Origin of the sequence: Polaribacter sp. Hel1_33_96, assembly GCF_002846595.1 — a bacterium.
Lineage (GTDB): Bacteria > Bacteroidota > Bacteroidia > Flavobacteriales > Flavobacteriaceae > Polaribacter.
In genome coordinates this window covers 1,420,063-1,438,454 of record NZ_PJMV01000001.1, presented here as the reverse complement: position 1 = coordinate 1,438,454, position 18,392 = coordinate 1,420,063, and the positions used below count along the sequence as shown (strand labels likewise).

Annotated in this window: 17 protein-coding genes; 8 read left to right on the top strand and 9 right to left on the bottom strand. The window is 27.8% G+C overall.

The annotated features are described in order from the left end of the window. Positions 1-28: 28 nt before the first annotated feature. The 6 genes from ccoG (at position 29) to ATE90_RS06375 (ending at position 6,350) form a co-directional block, all read left to right on the top strand. The gene (gene ccoG, locus ATE90_RS06400; RefSeq protein ID WP_036786153.1) at positions 29-1,450 is read left to right on the top strand and encodes a cytochrome c oxidase accessory protein CcoG; all 1,422 of its coding nucleotides are present in this window, start codon (positions 29-31) and stop codon (positions 1,448-1,450) included. Positions 1,451-1,462: 12 nt separating this feature from the next. Continuing rightward, positions 1,463-1,909, top strand: coding sequence for a FixH family protein (locus ATE90_RS06395; protein WP_036786157.1), 447 nt, complete (start codon positions 1,463-1,465; stop codon positions 1,907-1,909). After that, a complete protein-coding gene (locus tag ATE90_RS06390; protein WP_036786164.1) occupies positions 1,909-2,613 on the top strand; it encodes a sulfite exporter TauE/SafE family protein in 705 nt (234 codons plus the stop codon). Before ATE90_RS06395 ends, ATE90_RS06390 begins: the two co-directional genes overlap by 1 nt. A gap of 519 nt (positions 2,614-3,132) precedes the next feature. Next, on the top strand, positions 3,133-4,845 hold the full coding sequence (locus tag ATE90_RS06385; RefSeq protein ID WP_036786167.1) for a GAF domain-containing sensor histidine kinase: 1,713 nt from the start codon (positions 3,133-3,135) through the stop codon (positions 4,843-4,845). A gap of 157 nt (positions 4,846-5,002) precedes the next feature. Further along, entirely contained in the window at positions 5,003-5,704 is a 702-nt protein-coding gene (locus ATE90_RS06380; protein ID WP_036786170.1) for a LytR/AlgR family response regulator transcription factor, read from the top strand. Between the two features lie 193 nt (positions 5,705-5,897). Continuing rightward, positions 5,898-6,350 (top strand): glycosyltransferase, encoded by a 453-nt coding sequence (locus tag ATE90_RS06375; RefSeq protein WP_036786180.1) that lies wholly within the window; start codon positions 5,898-5,900, stop codon positions 6,348-6,350. A gap of 267 nt (positions 6,351-6,617) precedes the next feature. Here ATE90_RS06375 and ATE90_RS06370 read toward each other — a convergent pair whose 3' ends face one another. The 4 genes from ATE90_RS06370 to mnmE form a co-directional block, all read right to left on the bottom strand. Then, on the bottom strand, positions 6,618-7,127 hold the full coding sequence (locus ATE90_RS06370) for a hypothetical protein (RefSeq protein WP_143741107.1): 510 nt from the start codon (positions 7,125-7,127) through the stop codon (positions 6,618-6,620). A 320-nt stretch (positions 7,128-7,447) separates the two neighbouring features. Continuing rightward, entirely contained in the window at positions 7,448-7,813 is a 366-nt protein-coding gene (locus tag ATE90_RS06365; protein WP_036786185.1) for a YchJ family protein, read from the bottom strand. Between the two features lie 189 nt (positions 7,814-8,002). Then, positions 8,003-8,173 carry a hypothetical protein gene (locus tag ATE90_RS13835; protein ID WP_368073604.1) on the bottom strand — a complete coding sequence of 57 codons (171 nt, stop codon included), beginning with the start codon at positions 8,171-8,173 and terminating at the stop codon, positions 8,003-8,005. A 215-nt stretch (positions 8,174-8,388) separates the two neighbouring features. Further along, positions 8,389-9,783 carry a tRNA uridine-5-carboxymethylaminomethyl(34) synthesis GTPase MnmE gene (mnmE, locus tag ATE90_RS06355; RefSeq protein WP_036786191.1) on the bottom strand — a complete coding sequence of 465 codons (1,395 nt, stop codon included), beginning with the start codon at positions 9,781-9,783 and terminating at the stop codon, positions 8,389-8,391. A 105-nt stretch (positions 9,784-9,888) separates the two neighbouring features. Between mnmE and ATE90_RS06350 the strand changes: the two genes are divergently transcribed. Then, on the top strand, positions 9,889-10,227 hold the full coding sequence (locus ATE90_RS06350; protein ID WP_036786194.1) for a DUF4870 domain-containing protein: 339 nt from the start codon (positions 9,889-9,891) through the stop codon (positions 10,225-10,227). Positions 10,228-10,399: 172 nt separating this feature from the next. On the opposite strand, the gene ATE90_RS06345 is transcribed toward ATE90_RS06350, so the two are convergent. From ATE90_RS06345 to ATE90_RS06330, 4 genes are read right to left on the bottom strand one after another with little or no spacing between them, the layout of a single operon-like run. Then, positions 10,400-10,834 carry a DUF4268 domain-containing protein gene (locus ATE90_RS06345; RefSeq protein ID WP_036786197.1) on the bottom strand — a complete coding sequence of 145 codons (435 nt, stop codon included), beginning with the start codon at positions 10,832-10,834 and terminating at the stop codon, positions 10,400-10,402. Positions 10,835-10,861: 27 nt separating this feature from the next. Next, complete coding sequence (locus ATE90_RS06340) at positions 10,862-11,443, bottom strand: tRNA-(ms[2]io[6]A)-hydroxylase (protein WP_036786201.1); 582 nt, start codon at positions 11,441-11,443, stop codon at positions 10,862-10,864. Between the two features lie 5 nt (positions 11,444-11,448). Further along, a complete protein-coding gene (locus ATE90_RS06335; protein ID WP_036786204.1) occupies positions 11,449-13,638 on the bottom strand; it encodes a SulP family inorganic anion transporter in 2,190 nt (729 codons plus the stop codon). Next, the gene (locus ATE90_RS06330; protein WP_036786205.1) at positions 13,639-14,472 is read right to left on the bottom strand and encodes a universal stress protein; all 834 of its coding nucleotides are present in this window, start codon (positions 14,470-14,472) and stop codon (positions 13,639-13,641) included. It abuts the gene before it with no gap. Between the two features lie 128 nt (positions 14,473-14,600). Between ATE90_RS06330 and ATE90_RS06325 the strand changes: the two genes are divergently transcribed. Continuing rightward, on the top strand, positions 14,601-16,421 hold the full coding sequence (locus ATE90_RS06325; protein ID WP_036786207.1) for a cation:proton antiporter: 1,821 nt from the start codon (positions 14,601-14,603) through the stop codon (positions 16,419-16,421). A 183-nt stretch (positions 16,422-16,604) separates the two neighbouring features. Here the strand turns inward: ATE90_RS06325 and dnaX are convergent, their stop codons facing one another. After that, positions 16,605-18,293: a DNA polymerase III subunit gamma/tau gene (gene dnaX / locus ATE90_RS06320; protein WP_101451082.1), complete on the bottom strand. Its 1,689-nt coding sequence runs from the start codon at positions 18,291-18,293 to the stop codon at positions 16,605-16,607. Between the last annotated feature and the right edge of the window lie 99 nt (positions 18,294-18,392).

Below are 18,392 nucleotides of genomic sequence, written 5' to 3'. Positions count from 1 at the left end.
TAATTGGTTAGGTTTTTATAGGAATACCATGGAAATACCCAAAAAAGAAAGTTTTAGAGATAGCATTGGTACCATTAATTCAGATGGGAAACGATCTTGGGTATTTCCAAAAAAACCAAGTGGCAGGTTTTATAAATATAGAAGCTATGTAAGTTATTTTCTTTTGATTTTTTTTCTTTTTTCACCATTTTTAAAAATTAAAGGAAATCAGTTTTTACTATTTAATGTCTTAGAACGTAAGTTTAATATTTTTGGATTTCAATTTTGGCCTCAAGATTTCTATTTATTGGTAATTTCAATGATCGTAGGTGTCGTCTTTATAATTCTTTTTACAGTTGTTTTTGGTCGAATTTTTTGCGGGTGGATTTGTCCACAAACTATTTTTTTAGAAATGGTTTTCAGAAAAATTGAATATTGGATTGATGGTAATCGAGGAAAACAAATAAGGCTCAGTAAACAACCTTGGAATTCAGAAAAAATAAGAAAACGAATTCTAAAATGGTCTATTTTTTTTATCATTTCTTTCATTATTGCCAATGTTTTTTTAGCTTATTTAATTGGAGGTGATACAGTTATAGGTTTTATTAAAGGAAACCCCTTAGATAATATTAGAACACTTATATCTCTTATAATTTTTACTTGTGTATTCTATTTTGTTTTTGCTTGGTTTAGAGAGCAAGTATGTATTATAGCCTGTCCTTATGGTCGATTGCAAGGAGTTTTATTAGACAACAAAACTATAAATGTAGTGTATGATTACAAAAGGGGAGAAGGAGAAAATGGAAGAGCTAAATTTAGAAAAAATGAAGACAGAACAGTCGCAGGAAAAGGAGATTGTATAGATTGTAAACAATGCGTGGTAGTTTGTCCGACTGGTATTGATATTAGAAATGGTACGCAATTAGAGTGTATAAATTGTACAGCTTGCATAGATGAATGTGATCATATGATGGAAAACATAGGTTTGCCTAAAGGATTAATTAGATATGCAAGTGAAGATAATATTGCTAAAAAGAAAACATTTAAGTTTTCAGCAAGAATGAAAAGCTATTCAGCCGTATTATTCATACTATTAGGTATTTTAATAGGAATGTTGTTTTTAAGAAATGAAGTAGAGGCTAACATTTTAAGATTACCAGGACAATTATATGAACTCAAAGAAAATAATATTATTAGTAATGTGTATACGTACAAAGTTATCAATAAAACAATAAAAGATATTCAAGATGTGAATTATAAAATTTTGTCTCATACAGGTAAAATAAAACTAGTTTCAAATCATAACTTTATAATTCCAAAACAAAGTTTAGCAGAAGGAACTTTATTTATAGAGTTAAATACTTCAGCTATAAAAAAGGATAAAATAAAATTAGAAATAGGAGTTTTTAGTGGAACTAGACTAATAGAAACCACCTTTACAAATTTTCTAGGACCAAGAAGTTACAGATAAAAGAATAGAATTATGAAAATAAATTGGGGTACAGGTATCGTTATTGTTATTGCGGCGTTTATAAGTTTTATTATGTATTTTGTAATTACTATGAGTACAAATAATAAATACAGTTATGATTTAGTAACTGATAACTATTATCAGCAAGAATTACAATACCAAAAACAAATTGAAGCTGAGAAAAATGCAAAAAATTTAATAGAGAATGTAAAACTAAAACATTCTGAATTCGGACTAACCGTAAATTTTCCGAAAGATTTAGATTATAAAATGATTAATGGAAAAGTGTTCCTATACAGACCATCTAATAAACAATTAGATTTTGAAATACCTATCTCAATCTCTAAACCATATTTGCTCGTGCCTGAGAAACGTTTATTAGATGGTCGTTGGAACATTATTGTGTCTTGGACTTATGAGAAAAAAGATTATTTATTTAAAAAAGAATTAAACTTATAATGTTTTTATCTGCAATCATATTTGGTGTGTTGGGGAGTTTTCATTGCATAGGAATGTGTGGTCCAATAGCTTTTATGCTGCCGGTAGACAGACAGAAACCGTTAAAAACTTTTTTCCAAATTTTAAGTTATCATTTTGGAAGGTTATTAACTTATAGCTTCATTGGTTTGCTTTTTGGTATTTTAGGCAAAGGTTTTTATTTCTTTGGATTTCAGCAGCAATTATCGATTATTGCAGGTGTTTTAATGATTTTTATAATTCTTTTTCCTAGAATATTTAAAAAATTCAGTTTTTCTAAAAATATAAGTACCATCATTTTCAGAATAAAAAATAGCTTAGGAAAAGAGTTGAAAAAGAAAGGAAATGACACTTTTTTTACCATTGGATTTTTAAATGGTTTTTTACCTTGTGGTTTGGTATATATGGCTATTTTTGGAGCAATAGCAGCTTCTAATCCACTGTCAGGCAGTTTATATATGTTTTTATTTGGTTTAGGTACCATTCCGTTAATGACAGCTGTGGTTTATTTAGGCCGCTTTACCAAAGGTAACTTCAGAAAAAATATTCAAAAAGCAATTCCAATTTTTGTTGTTTTTATTGGCACTTTATTTATTTTAAGAGGTTTGGGTTTAGGCATACCTTTTATTTCTCCATTAGAACCTATTTTATCTTCTGCTGGCAGCAGTGCACGAAGTTGTTTTTAAGATAAATTTATTTTCTGATTTTGTATTATATTAATTCATCTATATTTAATTGAATTTTATCTATAGAAGTATAACTATTAATCAATTATAAAATACCGTAATCATAAAATGACGTAATTTAGTTTTAGTGAATTTATTTTAAATTTCTTAAATGAGCTATGCTCTTTTTACTTGAATAATTTTAGAATAAAGTTATTTAACTAAATATTTCAGTTCTGTAGAATTAAATGATGAGAAAATTACCTTCATTAAAATGGAAATAAATTCGTTTAGTTAAAGAGTCTTAATTATTTATTATCAATAGTTGTTCATATGAAAAAATTTATGGAATTTACTTTTAAATAATGTCAAGAGTATTAAAAAAATGGTTTTAAGGACTTCAAAGAATGATAATGAAGTATATTCTATATTTTTTAGATAGGATCACCATTTTTAATGTCTAATATTATAAATTATAAAATCAAAATTATTGTTACCTTGCGTTATTAGATTCCAAACAAATTTATACTCAACTAAAGTTTGATAAAAAAAGAAATCTTTCAAAGAGAATTAGAGCGTCAAAAGAAAGCTAGGGCGTTAGCTGAAGAAATTCTCGAGAGTAAGTCTTTAGAACTATATAATACTGCGGAAGAATTAAAAAAAGTTAATAAAAAACTAGAAGACCTTTTAGTAGAAAAAAACTCTCAATTACAAGGTGTTTTTGAGAATATAAATGATGCTTACATTGCAATGGATTTGGAAGGTAATGTATTGAAAATAAATGATATTGCTGAAAGTTTTTTTGGTTATAATTTTAGAAAAGAAGCTATAAATGTTTTAGATCTTATTTATGAAGAGGACTATACTTATGCAATGGAATCATTTGCAGAGTTAATAAAAAAAGGTTATTTTTATCAATATACTGCAAGAATTATTACAAAAAGTAAAAAAATAAAATGGGTTCAAATTAATGCAAGTATTATTTTTGATAATTCTAATAATGCCATTGGAGCCCAAGGAATTATAAGAGATATAACGGAAGAAAGAGAGAAGAAAATAATATTAGACTTAAATAACAACATAGCAAAATCTATTTTAGGAAAAGAAAATATAACTGAAATAGCTTGGTTAATTTCTAATCAAATTGCTAGCTATTTAGGAACGAATGATTGCGTAATTTATTTAGTTGATGACTGCACAAATACTTTAGAACAAATAGCTGCATCAGGAAATAAATTATCTCCAAATAAAGAGATATTAAATAAAATAATTATACCAATAGGAAAAGGTATTGTTGGTGAAGTTGCAAATACTGGGAAGTATGAAATAATAAATGATACCAGTAAGGATGAGAGATATATAATAGATGATGAATTTAGATTTTCCGAAATTACGGTGCCTATAATAAGTGATGGTCATATTATTGGTGTTATTGATGCCGAACATAAAGAAAAGAATTATTTTAAAAAAGAACATGTAACTGCATTAGAAAGTACAGCCGTTATAGTTGCATTGCAATTTAAAAGTGCCCTAAATTTAAGGGAAAGAAAAGAGGCTGAAACAAAAAATGTAGAACTTTTAAGAAAATTAGAAAAAAGTAATCAGGAATTACAGGAGTACGCGCACATAGTTTCTCATGATTTAAAATCTCCATTAAGAAGTATTACAGCTTTAATATCATGGATAAAAACAGACAATATAAATGTATTTGATGGGAAGAGTTTACAAAATTTTCAAGATTTAGATTTAACTTTAGAAACCATGGATAATCTAATTACTGATGTTTTAAAGTACGCTAGTTTAGATGCAAATGTTTCGAATGATGAATATGTGAAATTAGACCCACTAATAAGAAACTTAATTAATGTTTTATACATACCTAAAAATATTTCTATTAATATTTTAAATAAGCTACCATCTATAAAAGGTGATAAAACAAAGTTTCAACAATTATTTCAAAATTTAATTGGAAATGCAATTAAGTTTAGTAACAAAAAAGAAGGATTTATAAATATTGACGTGGAAGATTTTCATTCTTTTTACAAGTTTTCAATTAAAGATAATGGCATTGGTATTGAAAAAAGACATTTTGAACGTATTTTCAAAATATTTCAATCACTAGAAAAATCAAAAGATTCATCAGGTATAGGCTTATCAATAGTTAAAAAAATTGTAGATATCTATAAAGGTGAAGTTTGGCTTGAATCTGAAATAGATAAAGGAACCATTTTTTATTTTACATTAAAAAAATAAAAACTCTTTAAGTGTTATTCTTATAAAAAAATAGTATTTTAGTTCTTTTAAAAGTTGTTATGGCTATTAAATTTGAAAACCCCCAGTTTTTATAGGTTTACATTATTTTTTTAATATACCAACAACTATATCAATTATGGAAAAATAATTATTTTACATGGAGTGTATTATTATTGATGATGAAAAAATGGCAAGAGTTATTACTCGAACTTTAAGTGAAGAAATTTCAGAGTTAAAGGTTGTTGATGAGTTCTCGAATGCCATACAGGCTATTAAATTTTTGAATGAAAATCAAATAGATTTAATTTTTTTAGATTTACATATGCCAGATTTTAATGGTTTAGATTTCATGAAAACATTAAAAAATCCTCCAAAAATTATATTAACAACTTCAGATCCTAATTTTGCTATAGAAGCATTTGAATATGATTTTATTATAGATTACCTCCTTAAACCATTAGAACTATCACGCTTTAAAAAAGCAGTTCAAAAAGCTCAAAAAAATAAAATTGAGTCAATAAAAGAAAATAACACAAAAGAAGATAATTCAAACGATTTCTATATTAATATTGATAGACGGTTAATAAAAATTGATTTACCTAGTATTTATTTAATTGAGGCCAGAGGAGATTATATTCAAATAAAAACTGAAGATAAAAATTATATTGTACACTCAACATTAAAGAAAATAGAAGAAAAACTTCCAGATTCGTTATTTTTAAAAATTCATCGTTCTTATGTTATTAATATCAAAAAAATTATTGATATCGAAGATAATAGTGTTTTAATTAAAAAGGATGTAATTCCGGTTAGTAGGTCTAAGAGACCAGAATTAATGAAGCGATTAGATTTACTTTAAATTTTCGTCTTAATAAAACATGCATTTCGTCTACATATATCGTTTAAAGAGCGAAAAATAAAAATTTTAATTCAATAAGTTACTAATTTCGTTACTTAGAGATTATCATGAAAAAAATGATAATTTTAAGGTCATATGCTGTAAGAGATTTACAAGCAAAGCCTTTTAAATAATTTCAAAAAACATCTTTTTAATGAACTCAGGAGTCATTATTATATTTTTAAATAACGAAAAAGAAATTGAAAATAACGAAATAGAAAAATTATTAGATTTAGATGCCTACAACGTATGTTTTGTAAACAATGGTAGTACTGACAATACACTTCATTTACTACAAGATATAAAATTTAAATTAAGAAATAAAATTTCAATAGTTGACATAAAGCATGAAAAGGGATTAAAGTCAGCTATAAAGGCAGGTGCAAGAAGTTTAAGAAGTGAATCATCTGAATACGATTTTATTGTATATTTAAATTCAAATATGCTAGATTATTTAGAATCCTTAAATGAATATTTTACCAATATTAAAGCAAATAGGAAAGAATTAACTCCCATGCCAAGCAGATCTCAAAGGAATGTTTTGAAAGATGTTTTTTCAATAAGCGAACTCTTAAAAAATTCAAATGCTAATGAATTCAATGTATAAGTTCAATTAATATATAAACACCCAAATAATAAATACTTCAATTTATTTAAATTTAAAAGTTTATAAGTTTTTACTAGTCAAAAATTTCTTCACTTTTTTTTTTAGTTGTTCTAACGTTATAATCCTGATTTAGCTTTTATAGCATTGAAAAATAGTTAGAATTTATCATTATAGTACTTTATAAAGATTTATTTATAAAGAGAAGCATGATTTATTTATTAACCTATTGAAATTCGATGAAATATACTCTTCTGTTTTAAAGTATTATTAAAACCGTTTACCAATTCCAATACCAATAGACCAAGTGCCAAAATTATTTGAACGATAATCATAAAAAATAGTGGGAGCAACATCCCAATGATTTCCAAATTCTACTTCATATTCTAAGCCAGCTCTAATTATAAAAAGATTCTCCGCTTTTTCAATTTCAACACCAGTACCAAAAACTAAAATCCATTCTTTAAAGAACTTCCAAAGTGCATCAAAAGTTAAAACTACAGGAAACTCTTTTTCAATAAAGAATTGTTGATCTTTTTCTATTTCAAAACTTTCGAGTTCTAAATCATTATGGAAACCAATTCCCCATTTTTTATTAAACCAATATTCTATATCTAGACCAATTGAAGGCACAATAACGGTTTTATCACCATCATTGGTTGCCTTAGGAATGTATGTGTGACTTAAAACGGGACTAATTCTCACATTTCTAAAATGTTCTTGTGAGTTTATAATATAGCTATTCAATAAGAATAATAGTACAAGGATCTTTTTCTTCAAAATTATTTTAATTTTCAATTAAATTTAAGGCAAATTTAAGGTGTCTTTTTTTTTTGAAATATGATAAATGTTAATTATTATTCGAAAAGAAAAGTTATCTAAAAAAACTAAAATCTTAGTATAGATTTATTTTAAATGTGTTGTGACAAAAAAAATAAATGAATAAGTTTGTTTCAATTGAATTTTTTTGACGTTTGATTTTTGACTGTTATTAAGTGCTTTTTAAGTTATTTTAATAAGTAAATAATGGAGATTAAGGCAATATAATAGCTTTTGGAATACTCCATTAAAAAGAGAAATTATAGTATTGAAAATTAAAATTATTTAGCATTTAGATATACCCAATAATTATTTTCTTTACAAAAAACAGAGTTTTCATGAATAATATCAAAACTTCCATTCTCTATAAAGGTTGCTTTAAATTCAACAAAGTATTCTTTAGAATTTAGTATTTCTAATTTAACCCATCTCACAGACCTTGCCCATAATTCTAATTCTTTGTATTCTTTTTTCGAAGGACGTGTTGAGCTATGATGACTTTTATTTAAATATTTTATATCCGCCAAGACGAAAGCACTATATCTAGAACGCATTAATTGTTCTGCAGAAATAACTTTTTTTATGTTTTTGTGAGCTTTCTGGCAACAATCTTTGTACAATCGATTTGGATTACAGGGACAATTCATAATTAATTTATAAGTCTATTTTTTTTGATACGAAAGCAATTTTCAGATCCAATAAATTTAGGATTTCCTTTCTCTTCAGACCAAAAGCCTTCTAAAATATCTTTGTTTAAACATTTATAAACTACAACACCTTTATATATTTTTTTTTCTTCACATTTATAATTAAAGTTGATCACTAGAATATTGTTTTTAAAAAAAACCAGACCCAAATTGTTCTTGTGTTTTGTTGATAATCCATTTTGCAAGAATTCTATTGTTATGATCTAAAGATAAATGGAGTTCCCCTTTATATGCGTTTTGTAAATCATCTTGATTACTTCCAATAATGGAATATGTACCAACTAAATCTTGAACTTTCATTTTATTTTTTTTATATATTTTTTCTTTTAAATATAGGGTGAAATTTTACTCGCTTTTAATTCATATCTCCTCATAAAATCCACAAAGGAAAATGCTAAATGTATTTTGAAATGGACAAACGTTATTTAAATAAAAGTAAAAAAAAAAATACTTTAACTCGATTTTATCATCAAAGAAAAAAAAGACCCATCAAAAGAAGCTGAGAGGAATACAAATTATTTACCGATACAAAAATTACTAAAAATATGTCCAAGAATATCTTTGTCAACATCATATTCTCCCGTAATGTTACCCAAATGACGCAAACATTCTCTAATATCAATTGAAAATAAATCGGTTGATATTTCTAAATCAATTCCTTGTTGTACAGAGGTAATAGCAATTAATGCATTATTTAGAGCTTCAAAATGACGAGAATTGGTTACAATAGTTTCATTATTACTTAAAGCTCCAATATTAACAAGAGAAGTCAATTCTTGTTTTAAAGCATCTATTCCTGTTTTATTTTTTGCTGATAAAAGAATTAAGTTTTCAATTTCTGATTGTAATATTGAAGAGTCGTAACATGACAAAGTATCAACTTTATTCGCAATTACAAGTAATCTCTTGTTTGGAAATCGATCTTTGATTGTTTTAATTTCATAAAAAAAATCTTCACTTGAATAAGCAAATTTATTCGAATCAATCAAGAAAATAATCAACTGAGCATTTTCTGCTTTTTCATATGCTTTTTTAATCCCGATGCTTTCAATAACATCTTCAGTTTCTCTAATTCCTGCGGTATCAATAAAACGAAAAGCAACACCATCAATAATTAATTCATCTTCAATAGCATCTCTAGTAGTGCCGGCAATATCAGAAACAATCGCTTTTTCTTCATTTAAAAGTGCATTTAAAAGTGTAGATTTCCCCACATTTGGCTCGCCTATAATGGCAACAGGAATTCCATTTTTCATAGCATTTCCAAAAGAAAAAGAATCAATTAAACGTTTTAAAACAAATGTGATTTTTGAAACTAGTTCTTTAAACTTAGTTCTATCAGCAAATTCAACATCTTCACCAGCAAAATCTAATTCAAGTTCTATTAAAGCTGCAAAATCCAATAATTGAGTACGTAACTCTTTTAGTTCATTCGTAATTCCTCCACGCATTTGCTGAATTGCCATTTGATGACTCGCAGCAGAATTAGATGAAATCACATCTGCAACAGCTTCAGCTTGAGACAAATCCATCTTGCCATTTAAAAAAGCTCGCATTGTAAACTCACCATTATCAGCCATTCTACAACCATTTTGAAGGAATAACTGGATAATTTCTTGCTGAATAAAACTAGAACCATGACAAGAAATTTCAACTACATTTTCTCCAGTATAAGAACGAGGGTTTTTAAAAACAGACACTAAAACTTCATCTAAAATCGTATCTTTATTTATAATATGACCTAAACGAATAGTATGTGATTTTTGATCTTTTAAAAGCTTAGATTTATTTATAGCTCTAAAATTGACGTCAACAATATCAATAGCTTTTTCACCAGAAAGTCTAATTACAGAAATTGCACCAACTCCAGCAGGAGTTGCTAAAGCTATAATAGTATCTTGTTGAATCATTTTGTAAAGATACGGAGGTTAATTTAGATTTTTAAAGTAAAAATTGTAACATAACAAGCAAATTTTCGTCTAATATATAGACAACCATAAAGCATAAAAAGAATTATGAAAGAGAATAAACAACTTTTAGTACTAACACATTTAAGTCAATTATTAGATTTTGTAACAGGAATTGGAGGCTTTATAGTGCCTTTAGTTTTATGGTTCACAAAAAAAGACGAAATAATAGGAATGAACTTGCATGGAAAAGCAATTATAAATTTTAGAATTTCTATTTTTATTTATATTTTATTGTGTTTTCCACTAATATTATTATTCGGTTTAGGAATTATAGGAATCATAGCAGTTGTTGTATTTTCTTTTATTTTCCCGATTATTAATGCAATTAAAGCAAGTAATAATGAAGCACCATATTATCCTTTTAGTATTACTTTTATTCAATAGAAAAATAATTCATATAATTTAAGTTGTTCTTTTTGGTTGATTTTTGGAGCATTACTAAATCCTGAATTATTTATAACCAATTTAAGCTTGTGAATACATGTTTTTTCAAAAAAAAGGAATTTGGGGTCAAACCTTAACGTAACTTAATAATAAGATTTAGCGCAAGAATTATTTAGGTAGCTTGTTTAATAAAATCTTCATATTCATAGAAAAAGAGTTCAAATTTAGGCATTGTTTCTACAAAAAACTCATAGCAATCTCTCCAAGTATTTTTATTATGAATGCTAAATTTTCCATCAAAAGGAACATAAATTCTATGAATTATTTTTCTACTTTCTAGCTCATAAGAATTATCAAAAATAACTTCAGGCATTTCAGCTTCTAACAACACTTTTAAAGAAATCATTTGATCATACAACAATTCATTCGCAATTTCTTCTGGGTGTTCAATATCTAAGCTAACCATTGCTTTCTTTCTATCAGCAACAAATTTAAAAGAGAAGCCCTTAATTTTAGTGTTATATAACAACCATTTCCTTGGAAAAGACTTTCCAAAACTTGTCCAGAATTCTTTACGCAATAATGCAGCTTCTTCTTTAGAGAACATATTTTTAAATTAACTTGTTTAACGCTGTTATCCGTGAATTTTAGCTAATCTTCCTCGCTCTTTCATCATATCTGCTTCAAAGTTAACTAATGCAGTCCATTTTGCGTCAACAATTTCTCTGTCTTGATATTTACGAGCAAATTGTAAAAAAGTAGTGTAGTGGCTTGCTTCAGAAATCATTAGGTTGTTATAGAATTTAGCCAATTCTTGATCTTCCATGTTTTCAGAAAATACTTTAAAACGTTCACAACTCCTTGCTTCAATTAAAGCAGCAATTAGTAACCGCTGCACTAGAGCATTCGTTCGATCTTTTGTTTTAGTAAAAAATTTTTGTAATCTAATGGCATAATCATTCTTTTGTTCTCTCCCTAAAACCATTCCACGTTTTACCATTAATAAATGTACCATTTTAAAATGTTGCATTTCTTCAATGGCAATGTTGCTCATTTCTTTTACTAATTCAGTTTCTTCAGAATAATTAATAATAATAGAAACCGCGTTTGAAGCAGCTTTTTGTTCTAAAAAAGCGTGGTCTGTTAATATCTGTTGTAAGTTATCTTTGGCTATTGCTGCCCAAGAAGTTTCTGTTTCAAATTGTAATCCTAACATTATAATTAAATTATTTTTTGCAGCCCAATTCCAAAATAGGCTAGAGCTTTCATTTCTTTTACACTAGAAAAACGTTCATTTCCGATAATTAAGAGTCCGTTTTCTGAAGCTTCAATATGATATTGTTTATTACTTTCAAAGAACAAAATTAATTCATCAGTAAAAAAGATTCTTATTTTTTCTTGATTTTTTCCAGATAAATAAAATCGTTTGCTAAAATCTGGATGGTCATCGATATCAATATCTTTATAACCAGCAAAGTCCATAATATATTCAAAAATACCTTCCTTATCCAAAGTAAAAAAAGGAATGTCTTTTTTTGTGTGAATATGCAGCATTGTAGACTTAATTACTTGTTTGGCAATCATTTCACCTTCGGAAAATTGTACATCGAAAATAGTGCAGTCCCCGTTAGAAAGTACGTTAGAAACTTTGTTTATCCTTCTATTTTTAAAATATCCAAAAGTGGGTAATTCTTTCATTTCTTGCTCAGAAAAAGCATCGTATTTCCAATGCATTTCTAAACTAATTTTTTCTATTGATTTTTGCCTTTTCGTTAAAACTTTATTTATTTTCTGTATTTGTTTAGGGATAATTTTGCGCAAAGCAAATGGATGATCACTTGCAGGTTTAGAGTCATCTAAACCAATTACTTCAAAATGACCTCCTTTTCGGGCAAAGGTTTCTGCGAAATTGTTCATGTTTTCCATTACGGAATCATCCACAAAATCACACATAGAAAAATCGATAATTGCTTCTTCTGTTTCTGGAATTTGATTTAATTTCGATTTTAGTTTGGTATAGTTTAGGAAGCTAGAAAAATGTTTCACACTTACATAATATTTTTGATCTTCTTTAAACATTAATACATTTGGTTTTAAAATGTTTTTAAAGAATAAACTTGCTTTTTTGTTGATGATAATATGAATGATTAAAGTAATCAAAATTCCTACTAAAATACCTGTAATTAGACTCGTTGCAATTGTTGTGAACAGCGTTACTAAAAAAATAATTAATTGTTCTTTACCAACTTTAAAAACCTTTCTAATGTTTTCTGGGGAAGCTAGTTTATACCCTGTAAAAACCAAAATTGCAGCTAAAGCGGGTAATGGTATTTTGCGTAATTCCGTTGCAAATAATAAAATAAAAGCCAACAAAAAGCCTGCATGAAAAAAGTTAGCAGATCTGTTAGAACCGTTGTTATTTACATTTACAGAACTTCTCGCAATTACAGTTACAACATTTAAACCTCCTAAAAAACCACTAATCACAGTAGCCAATCCTAAAGCTCTAATATCTTTGTTTACATTAGAACGTCTTTTTAAAGGGTCTAATTTATCAACAGCTTTAATACTGAGTAAACTTTCTATACTAGCAATTAATGTAATTCCAATTACAGCATTTATAAAGCTAAGCTCGTAAACTTTACTAAAATCTGGAAAAGCAAAATTTGATAAAATATCATTCGGTAAACTAATTAATAAGCTTTTATGAATCGGATAATCTGAGTTTGAAAAAACATCAAAATAATAGTACATACCCACACATAAAACTACAATCCACATAGGAGCAGGAACTAATTGAAAATATCTATTTCTAATTTTTCCATAAAAAATCATAATAAGTAAGCTCACAATTCCTACTAAACCAGCATAAAACATGCTAGAGTTTTCAGTATTGATAAGATTTATTATTCCCTCAGGAAGCTGAATAAGTAACTCAATAATACTACCCTTTGTAGCAGTATTGCCCAACATTACATGTATCTGTTTTGCGAATATACCAATACCGATGGCAGCCAACATTCCTTGAATTGCTGAGGATGGAAAGAAATCACCTAAAGACCCCATTCTTAAAAAACCTAAAATAATCATTATTATTCCAGAAATTACAATGGCAGCCAAAGTGTATAAAAAGCCTTGGTGCATATCTCCATTCCCAAGTGTTGTTATAGCCGCTAATATTACGACTACTAAACCATTACCTGGACCTGTAATTGTCACATTAGAACCACCAATTAAAGAAACTACTGTTCCACCAACAATGGCAGCAATGATTCCAGAAATAGGAGGAGCACCAGATGCCAAAGCCAAACCTAAACCCAAGGGTAGTGCAATTAAAGAAACTACAAAACCAGCAAATAGATTCTGTGGAATTTCAGATATAAATGTTTTAAATATACTTTGTTTTTTCATTTATTTTACAATTAAAACATCTGTGGGTAATTCTGATAAAATATATTCAATATCATGAGGGAAAATTCTGTCTAATACACTTAATTTAGAAGGAGCATTCATCACTAATAAATCAGCTCTTTTAAGTTTCGCATAATGACCAATAGAATAACCTCTTTTACCAAAGATACTTTGAGTCTTTACAGATAGATTAGAACAATCTATATCCTTTAAAATACTTTTTACACGTCTATCTTCTCTTGTTTTAATTCGTTCCTTAGCAATAGTGGCTCTTCTTAAAGAAATATCATCATTAACTTTCACGTGTAACTCTTCTTGTTTAATTTCCTCAACGATGGTAATTTTTTTACAATTTAATTTTTTGGTTATAAAAAAAGAAGTTTTAATAGTTTCTTCTGTTCTATTGTCGCTTAAACCATTAACTACTATGTGTTTACAGGAAACTCTTTCAACCGATGGTTTTATTAGTAAAAGAACAGAGCAAGGTGCTTTTCTCGTAATCTTTCTAGCAATAGAACCTACATAATATTTAAATAAATTTTCTCTTTGAAGGGCTCCAAGAATTAGTAAATCAATATTTTCGTTAGAAGATGTTTGTAAAATTACATCTACTGGTTTTCCTTCTTGCCAGATTACTTTAAAATTTTTATTTAAAGAGTCTGCTTCTTCTAAAAGAGCATTTAAATCAGTAATTTTTTTGTCAGTTTTTTTGCCTACATGCACTCCTACTAATTCAGCATCAAACATATTAGCTAATCTTACCGCTTCAAAAATGTTTGGTTTTAAGTTTGGAGAAAAAGCAACACCAATAAGTATTTTGTCTATCTTTTGCAATAGGAAGTCTTTAAAAATCGTTTATTGGCACAATATAAGGAACTTTGTAAGAAAGAAAAAAACTATAAATTTAATTTTTATGATGAATAAAGATTGTTAAATTTACAATTAAAAGCACACATTGATTTATGTTAGAGTTAGCAGGAATTATAATTTTAGGAATATTGGCTCAATGGTTTGCTTGGAAGTTTAAAATCCCAGCAATTTTGCCTTTAATATTAATAGGTTTATTAGTAGGACCAATCGCTGCAGCATATTTAAGTGAAGATGGTTCTAAATGGATAGAACCCATTTGGAATGGTGAAAAAGGATTATTCCCTGGAGATAATCTATATTATTTTGTATCTCTCTCGATAAGTATTATCCTTTTTGAAGGTGGACTTACGCTTAAAAGGAATGAAATTATAAATGTAGGCCCTGTAATCACAAAGCTTATCACTTTAGGTTCTGCAATTACATTTTTTGGAGCAGGAATTGTTGCACATTTTATTTTTGGTTTAGGTTGGGATTTATCGTTTTTATTTTCAGGATTAATCATTGTTACCGGGCCAACCGTGATTACTCCAATTTTAAGAAATATTCCTCTAAAAAAGGATATTTCTACAGTTCTAAAATGGGAAGGAATTTTAATAGATCCAATAGGAGCATTAGTTGCTGTATTGGTTTTTGAGTTTATTAGTGTTGGAGGAGGAGGAGGATTTACTAAAACTGCATTAATGGAATTTGGAAAAATTTTATTATTTGGTACTAGTTTTGGATTTACATTTGCGCATGCATTAGCTTATGTTATCAACAAAAAATTAATTCCACATTATTTATTAAATGTTGTTTCTTTATCAACGGTATTACTAGTATTTGTAGAATCAGAAGTATTTGCTCATGAATCAGGTCTTTTAGCTGTTGTTGTAATGGGCATGGTTTTAGGAAATGGAAAACTTAAGAATATAAAAGAATTACTTTATTTTAAAGAATCTTTGAGTGTTTTGCTAATTTCTATGTTATTTATCTTGTTATCTGCAAATATTAATATCGAAGATTTAATGTTATTGTATACATGGAAAACAGTCTTGTTATTTGCAATCGTTGTTTTTGTAATTAGACCTCTGGCGGTATTTGCAAGTACTTATAAATCAAATCTAGAATTTAAAGAAAAATTATTTATTAGTTGGGTAGGGCCGAGAGGAATTGTAGCTGCAGGAATTGCTTCTTTATTTGGAAGTAAGTTATTGAAAGAAGGAGTGGAAGGTGCAGAATATATTACACCGTTGGTTTTTATGATTGTGCTAGGAACTGTGCTTTTAAATGCTACTACAGCAAGATTATTTGCAAAAATGATAGGGGTATTTCTAAAAAGTTCTGAGTCGATTCTTATTGTTGGTGCTTCAAGTCCATCAAGATTAATTGCTCGTTTTTTAAGAGATAAAGGGAAAAGAGTAGTATTGATTGATGCAAATAAAAACTTTATTGAAGAGGCTCTAAATGATGGTTTAGAAGCCTTTAATGTTAATGTTTACCAAGATAATTTAACCGATAATATAGAATTAAATGATGTTGGTTACCTAATAGCAATTACTGGTAGTGATGCTGTTAATAAACAAGCGCTAACTAATTTTTCTAAGATTTTTGGAGAACATGGTTCCTACAAAATAGCTTCTTCTGTTGAAACTAAAAATGCAACTATTGAAGAAAGAAAAAACTTTTTCACGCCTAATGATGATTTTATTAATTTATGTGAGGCTTATAGAGAGAATCCTATAATTAATGAAGTTAAAATAATTTCAGAGAAAGAATATTATAAAACATTAGATTTATTGGCTTTGGAGGAAAAATCAATTCCATTATTTATTGAAAAAGATAAAGGGTTGTATTTGGTTCCAGAATTTGAGAAAACAACAGAAGAAAGAAAAGAATTAGTGCTATCTTATTTAGGGAAAAAATTAGTGACTTAGCAAAAACAATTAGTTTCTATTTGACTAGAGCTTTTGTTAACTTGTTACTACTATCAATGAATTTTTATATATTAAGAGCATTTCTCGTAATTACCTTCTACTTTTAATCTAGCAATCTTTTTGTAATCATTTGAGTCGAAATTATATTCTGTAAGAATTGGGTCTTTAAAATCGAATTTAAGGCTACATATCTAATTCAAAAGATTGGCGTAGTTTTTCTAAAAGTGGATTTTTCTCTTTCAATTTGTTAAATTTCTCCAAAGGCGTATAAGCAAACTTTTTTTCTACTGTTTCGTTTAAAATAGCATCAATTTTAATTCCATAATTATTTAGTTTTTCCCTTAAAAAGTTTAATAGTTTTGGTCTTCCTTTTTTAAATTGATCTTGCATTAATTTATTAGGAACCGTAAAAGAAATTTTGAAATGTTGTTTTAGTCTAGGAACATCAGTACCTACAATCGAAGCCATACTTCGTTCTCCTTTTTTATTCAATAAATCCACATACTCTTTCCAGAATTGTTGTAATAATTTTTCTGTAAAAATAGTTTTTGGGTGGTTATCGAAATTTTCTTCAACAACTAATTTTTTTTCTTGTTTTTTCTGATGGATACTCTTTAAAGAAAGAGAAGAAGAACGTTTTTCTGCAGACTTTAAAACAGGTGTTTTAACTTTTGGCTTTGGTTCTTCTAATTTTTGAGACTGAACGGCTTCAGGTTTTTTCTGAATTGGTTTCGATATTTCTTTTGCAGCTGGCGAAAGTGCTTGGAAAAAAGTAGCAGGAATTATGTAGTTAGCTGACTTTTTTTTTTCTCCATCAAAAGTGATAGAGGCAATTTGCATTAAGGTTAATTCTACCAGTAATCGCTGATTTTTACTAGATCTGTAGTTTAAATCACAATCATTTGCTTTGCTAATGGATTGCATTAAAAAAGGAATACTCGCTTTGGTAGCTTGCTCTAAATACTTCTTTTTTGCTGTGTCACCTACCTCTAACAAGGCCAATGTTGCTTTGTCTTTGGCAACTAACAAATCTCTAAAATGACTTGCTAATCCGTTTATAAAATGATGTCCTTCAAATCCTTTTCCTAAAATAGTATTAAACGCATTTAATACATCTGGTATTTTGTTTTCTAATAACAAACCTGTCATATTAAAATAAGTATCATAATCTAATACATTCAGGTTTTCTGTAACGGCTTCACGTGTTAAGTTTTTTCCAGAAAAGCTAACCACTCGATCAAAAATTGATAAAGCATCTCTCATGGCTCCATCTGCCTTTTGAGCAATAATGTGCAGAGCATCATCATCCGCTGTTATATTTTCTTTTCCACAAATTATTTTTAGATAATTTTTAGCATCTAAAACTCCAATTCTTTTGAAATCAAAAATTTGACAACGTGATAAAATAGTCGGAATTATTTTATGCTTTTCTGTGGTCGCTAAAATAAAAATAGCATGTGCAGGAGGCTCTTCTAATGTCTTTAAAAAAGCATTAAAAGCTGCTTGCGAAAGCATGTGAACTTCATCAATAATATATACTTTATATTTTCCTGTTTGAGGCGGAATTCTAACTTGGTCCGTTAAACTTCTAATATCATCTACAGAATTGTTAGAGGCGGCATCCAGTTCAAAAATATTAAAAGCAAAATCTTCATCTCCAGAAATTTCAACATTGTGTTGATTTATTTTTTTTGCTAAGATTCTTGCACAAGAAGTTTTACCTACACCTCTTGGACCTGTAAATAAAAGAGCCTGTGCTAAATGATTGTTTTTTATAGCATTTTCTAACGTATTTGTTATGGCTAGTTGCCCAACAACATCCTCGAAATTTTTAGGACGATATTTACGTGCAGAAACTATAAAATGCTCCATTAATATTTTTTATTATTGAATAACAAAAGTAATTATCTATTAGGATTCGTACAACCCGGTTTCTTAACAAAATGCTAAAGTTGTAAACAAATTGTATGA

Bases quoted from the DNA above. Each gene is read 5' to 3' on its own strand.
- ccoG (WP_036786153.1), top strand. From the start codon at position 29: ATGGAAATACCCAAAAAAGAAAGTTTTAGAGATAGCATTGGTACCATT.
- ATE90_RS06395 (WP_036786157.1), top strand. From the start codon at position 1,463: ATGAAAATAAATTGGGGTACAGGTATCGTTATTGTTATTGCGGCGTTT.
- ATE90_RS06390 (WP_036786164.1), top strand. From the start codon at position 1,909: ATGTTTTTATCTGCAATCATATTTGGTGTGTTGGGGAGTTTTCATTGC.
- ATE90_RS06380 (WP_036786170.1), top strand. From the start codon at position 5,003: ATGGAGTGTATTATTATTGATGATGAAAAAATGGCAAGAGTTATTACT.
- ATE90_RS06375 (WP_036786180.1), top strand. From the start codon at position 5,898: ATGAACTCAGGAGTCATTATTATATTTTTAAATAACGAAAAAGAAATT.
- ATE90_RS06365 (WP_036786185.1), bottom strand. From the start codon at position 7,813: ATGAATTGTCCCTGTAATCCAAATCGATTGTACAAAGATTGTTGCCAG.
- ATE90_RS13835 (WP_368073604.1), bottom strand. From the start codon at position 8,173: ATGAAAGTTCAAGATTTAGTTGGTACATATTCCATTATTGGAAGTAAT.
- mnmE (WP_036786191.1), bottom strand. From the start codon at position 9,783: ATGATTCAACAAGATACTATTATAGCTTTAGCAACTCCTGCTGGAGTT.
- ATE90_RS06350 (WP_036786194.1), top strand. From the start codon at position 9,889: ATGAAAGAGAATAAACAACTTTTAGTACTAACACATTTAAGTCAATTA.
- ATE90_RS06345 (WP_036786197.1), bottom strand. From the start codon at position 10,834: ATGTTCTCTAAAGAAGAAGCTGCATTATTGCGTAAAGAATTCTGGACA.
- ATE90_RS06340 (WP_036786201.1), bottom strand. From the start codon at position 11,443: ATGTTAGGATTACAATTTGAAACAGAAACTTCTTGGGCAGCAATAGCC.
- ATE90_RS06335 (WP_036786204.1), bottom strand. From the start codon at position 13,638: ATGAAAAAACAAAGTATATTTAAAACATTTATATCTGAAATTCCACAG.
- ATE90_RS06325 (WP_036786207.1), top strand. From the start codon at position 14,601: ATGTTAGAGTTAGCAGGAATTATAATTTTAGGAATATTGGCTCAATGG.
- dnaX (WP_101451082.1), bottom strand. From the start codon at position 18,293: ATGGAGCATTTTATAGTTTCTGCACGTAAATATCGTCCTAAAAATTTC.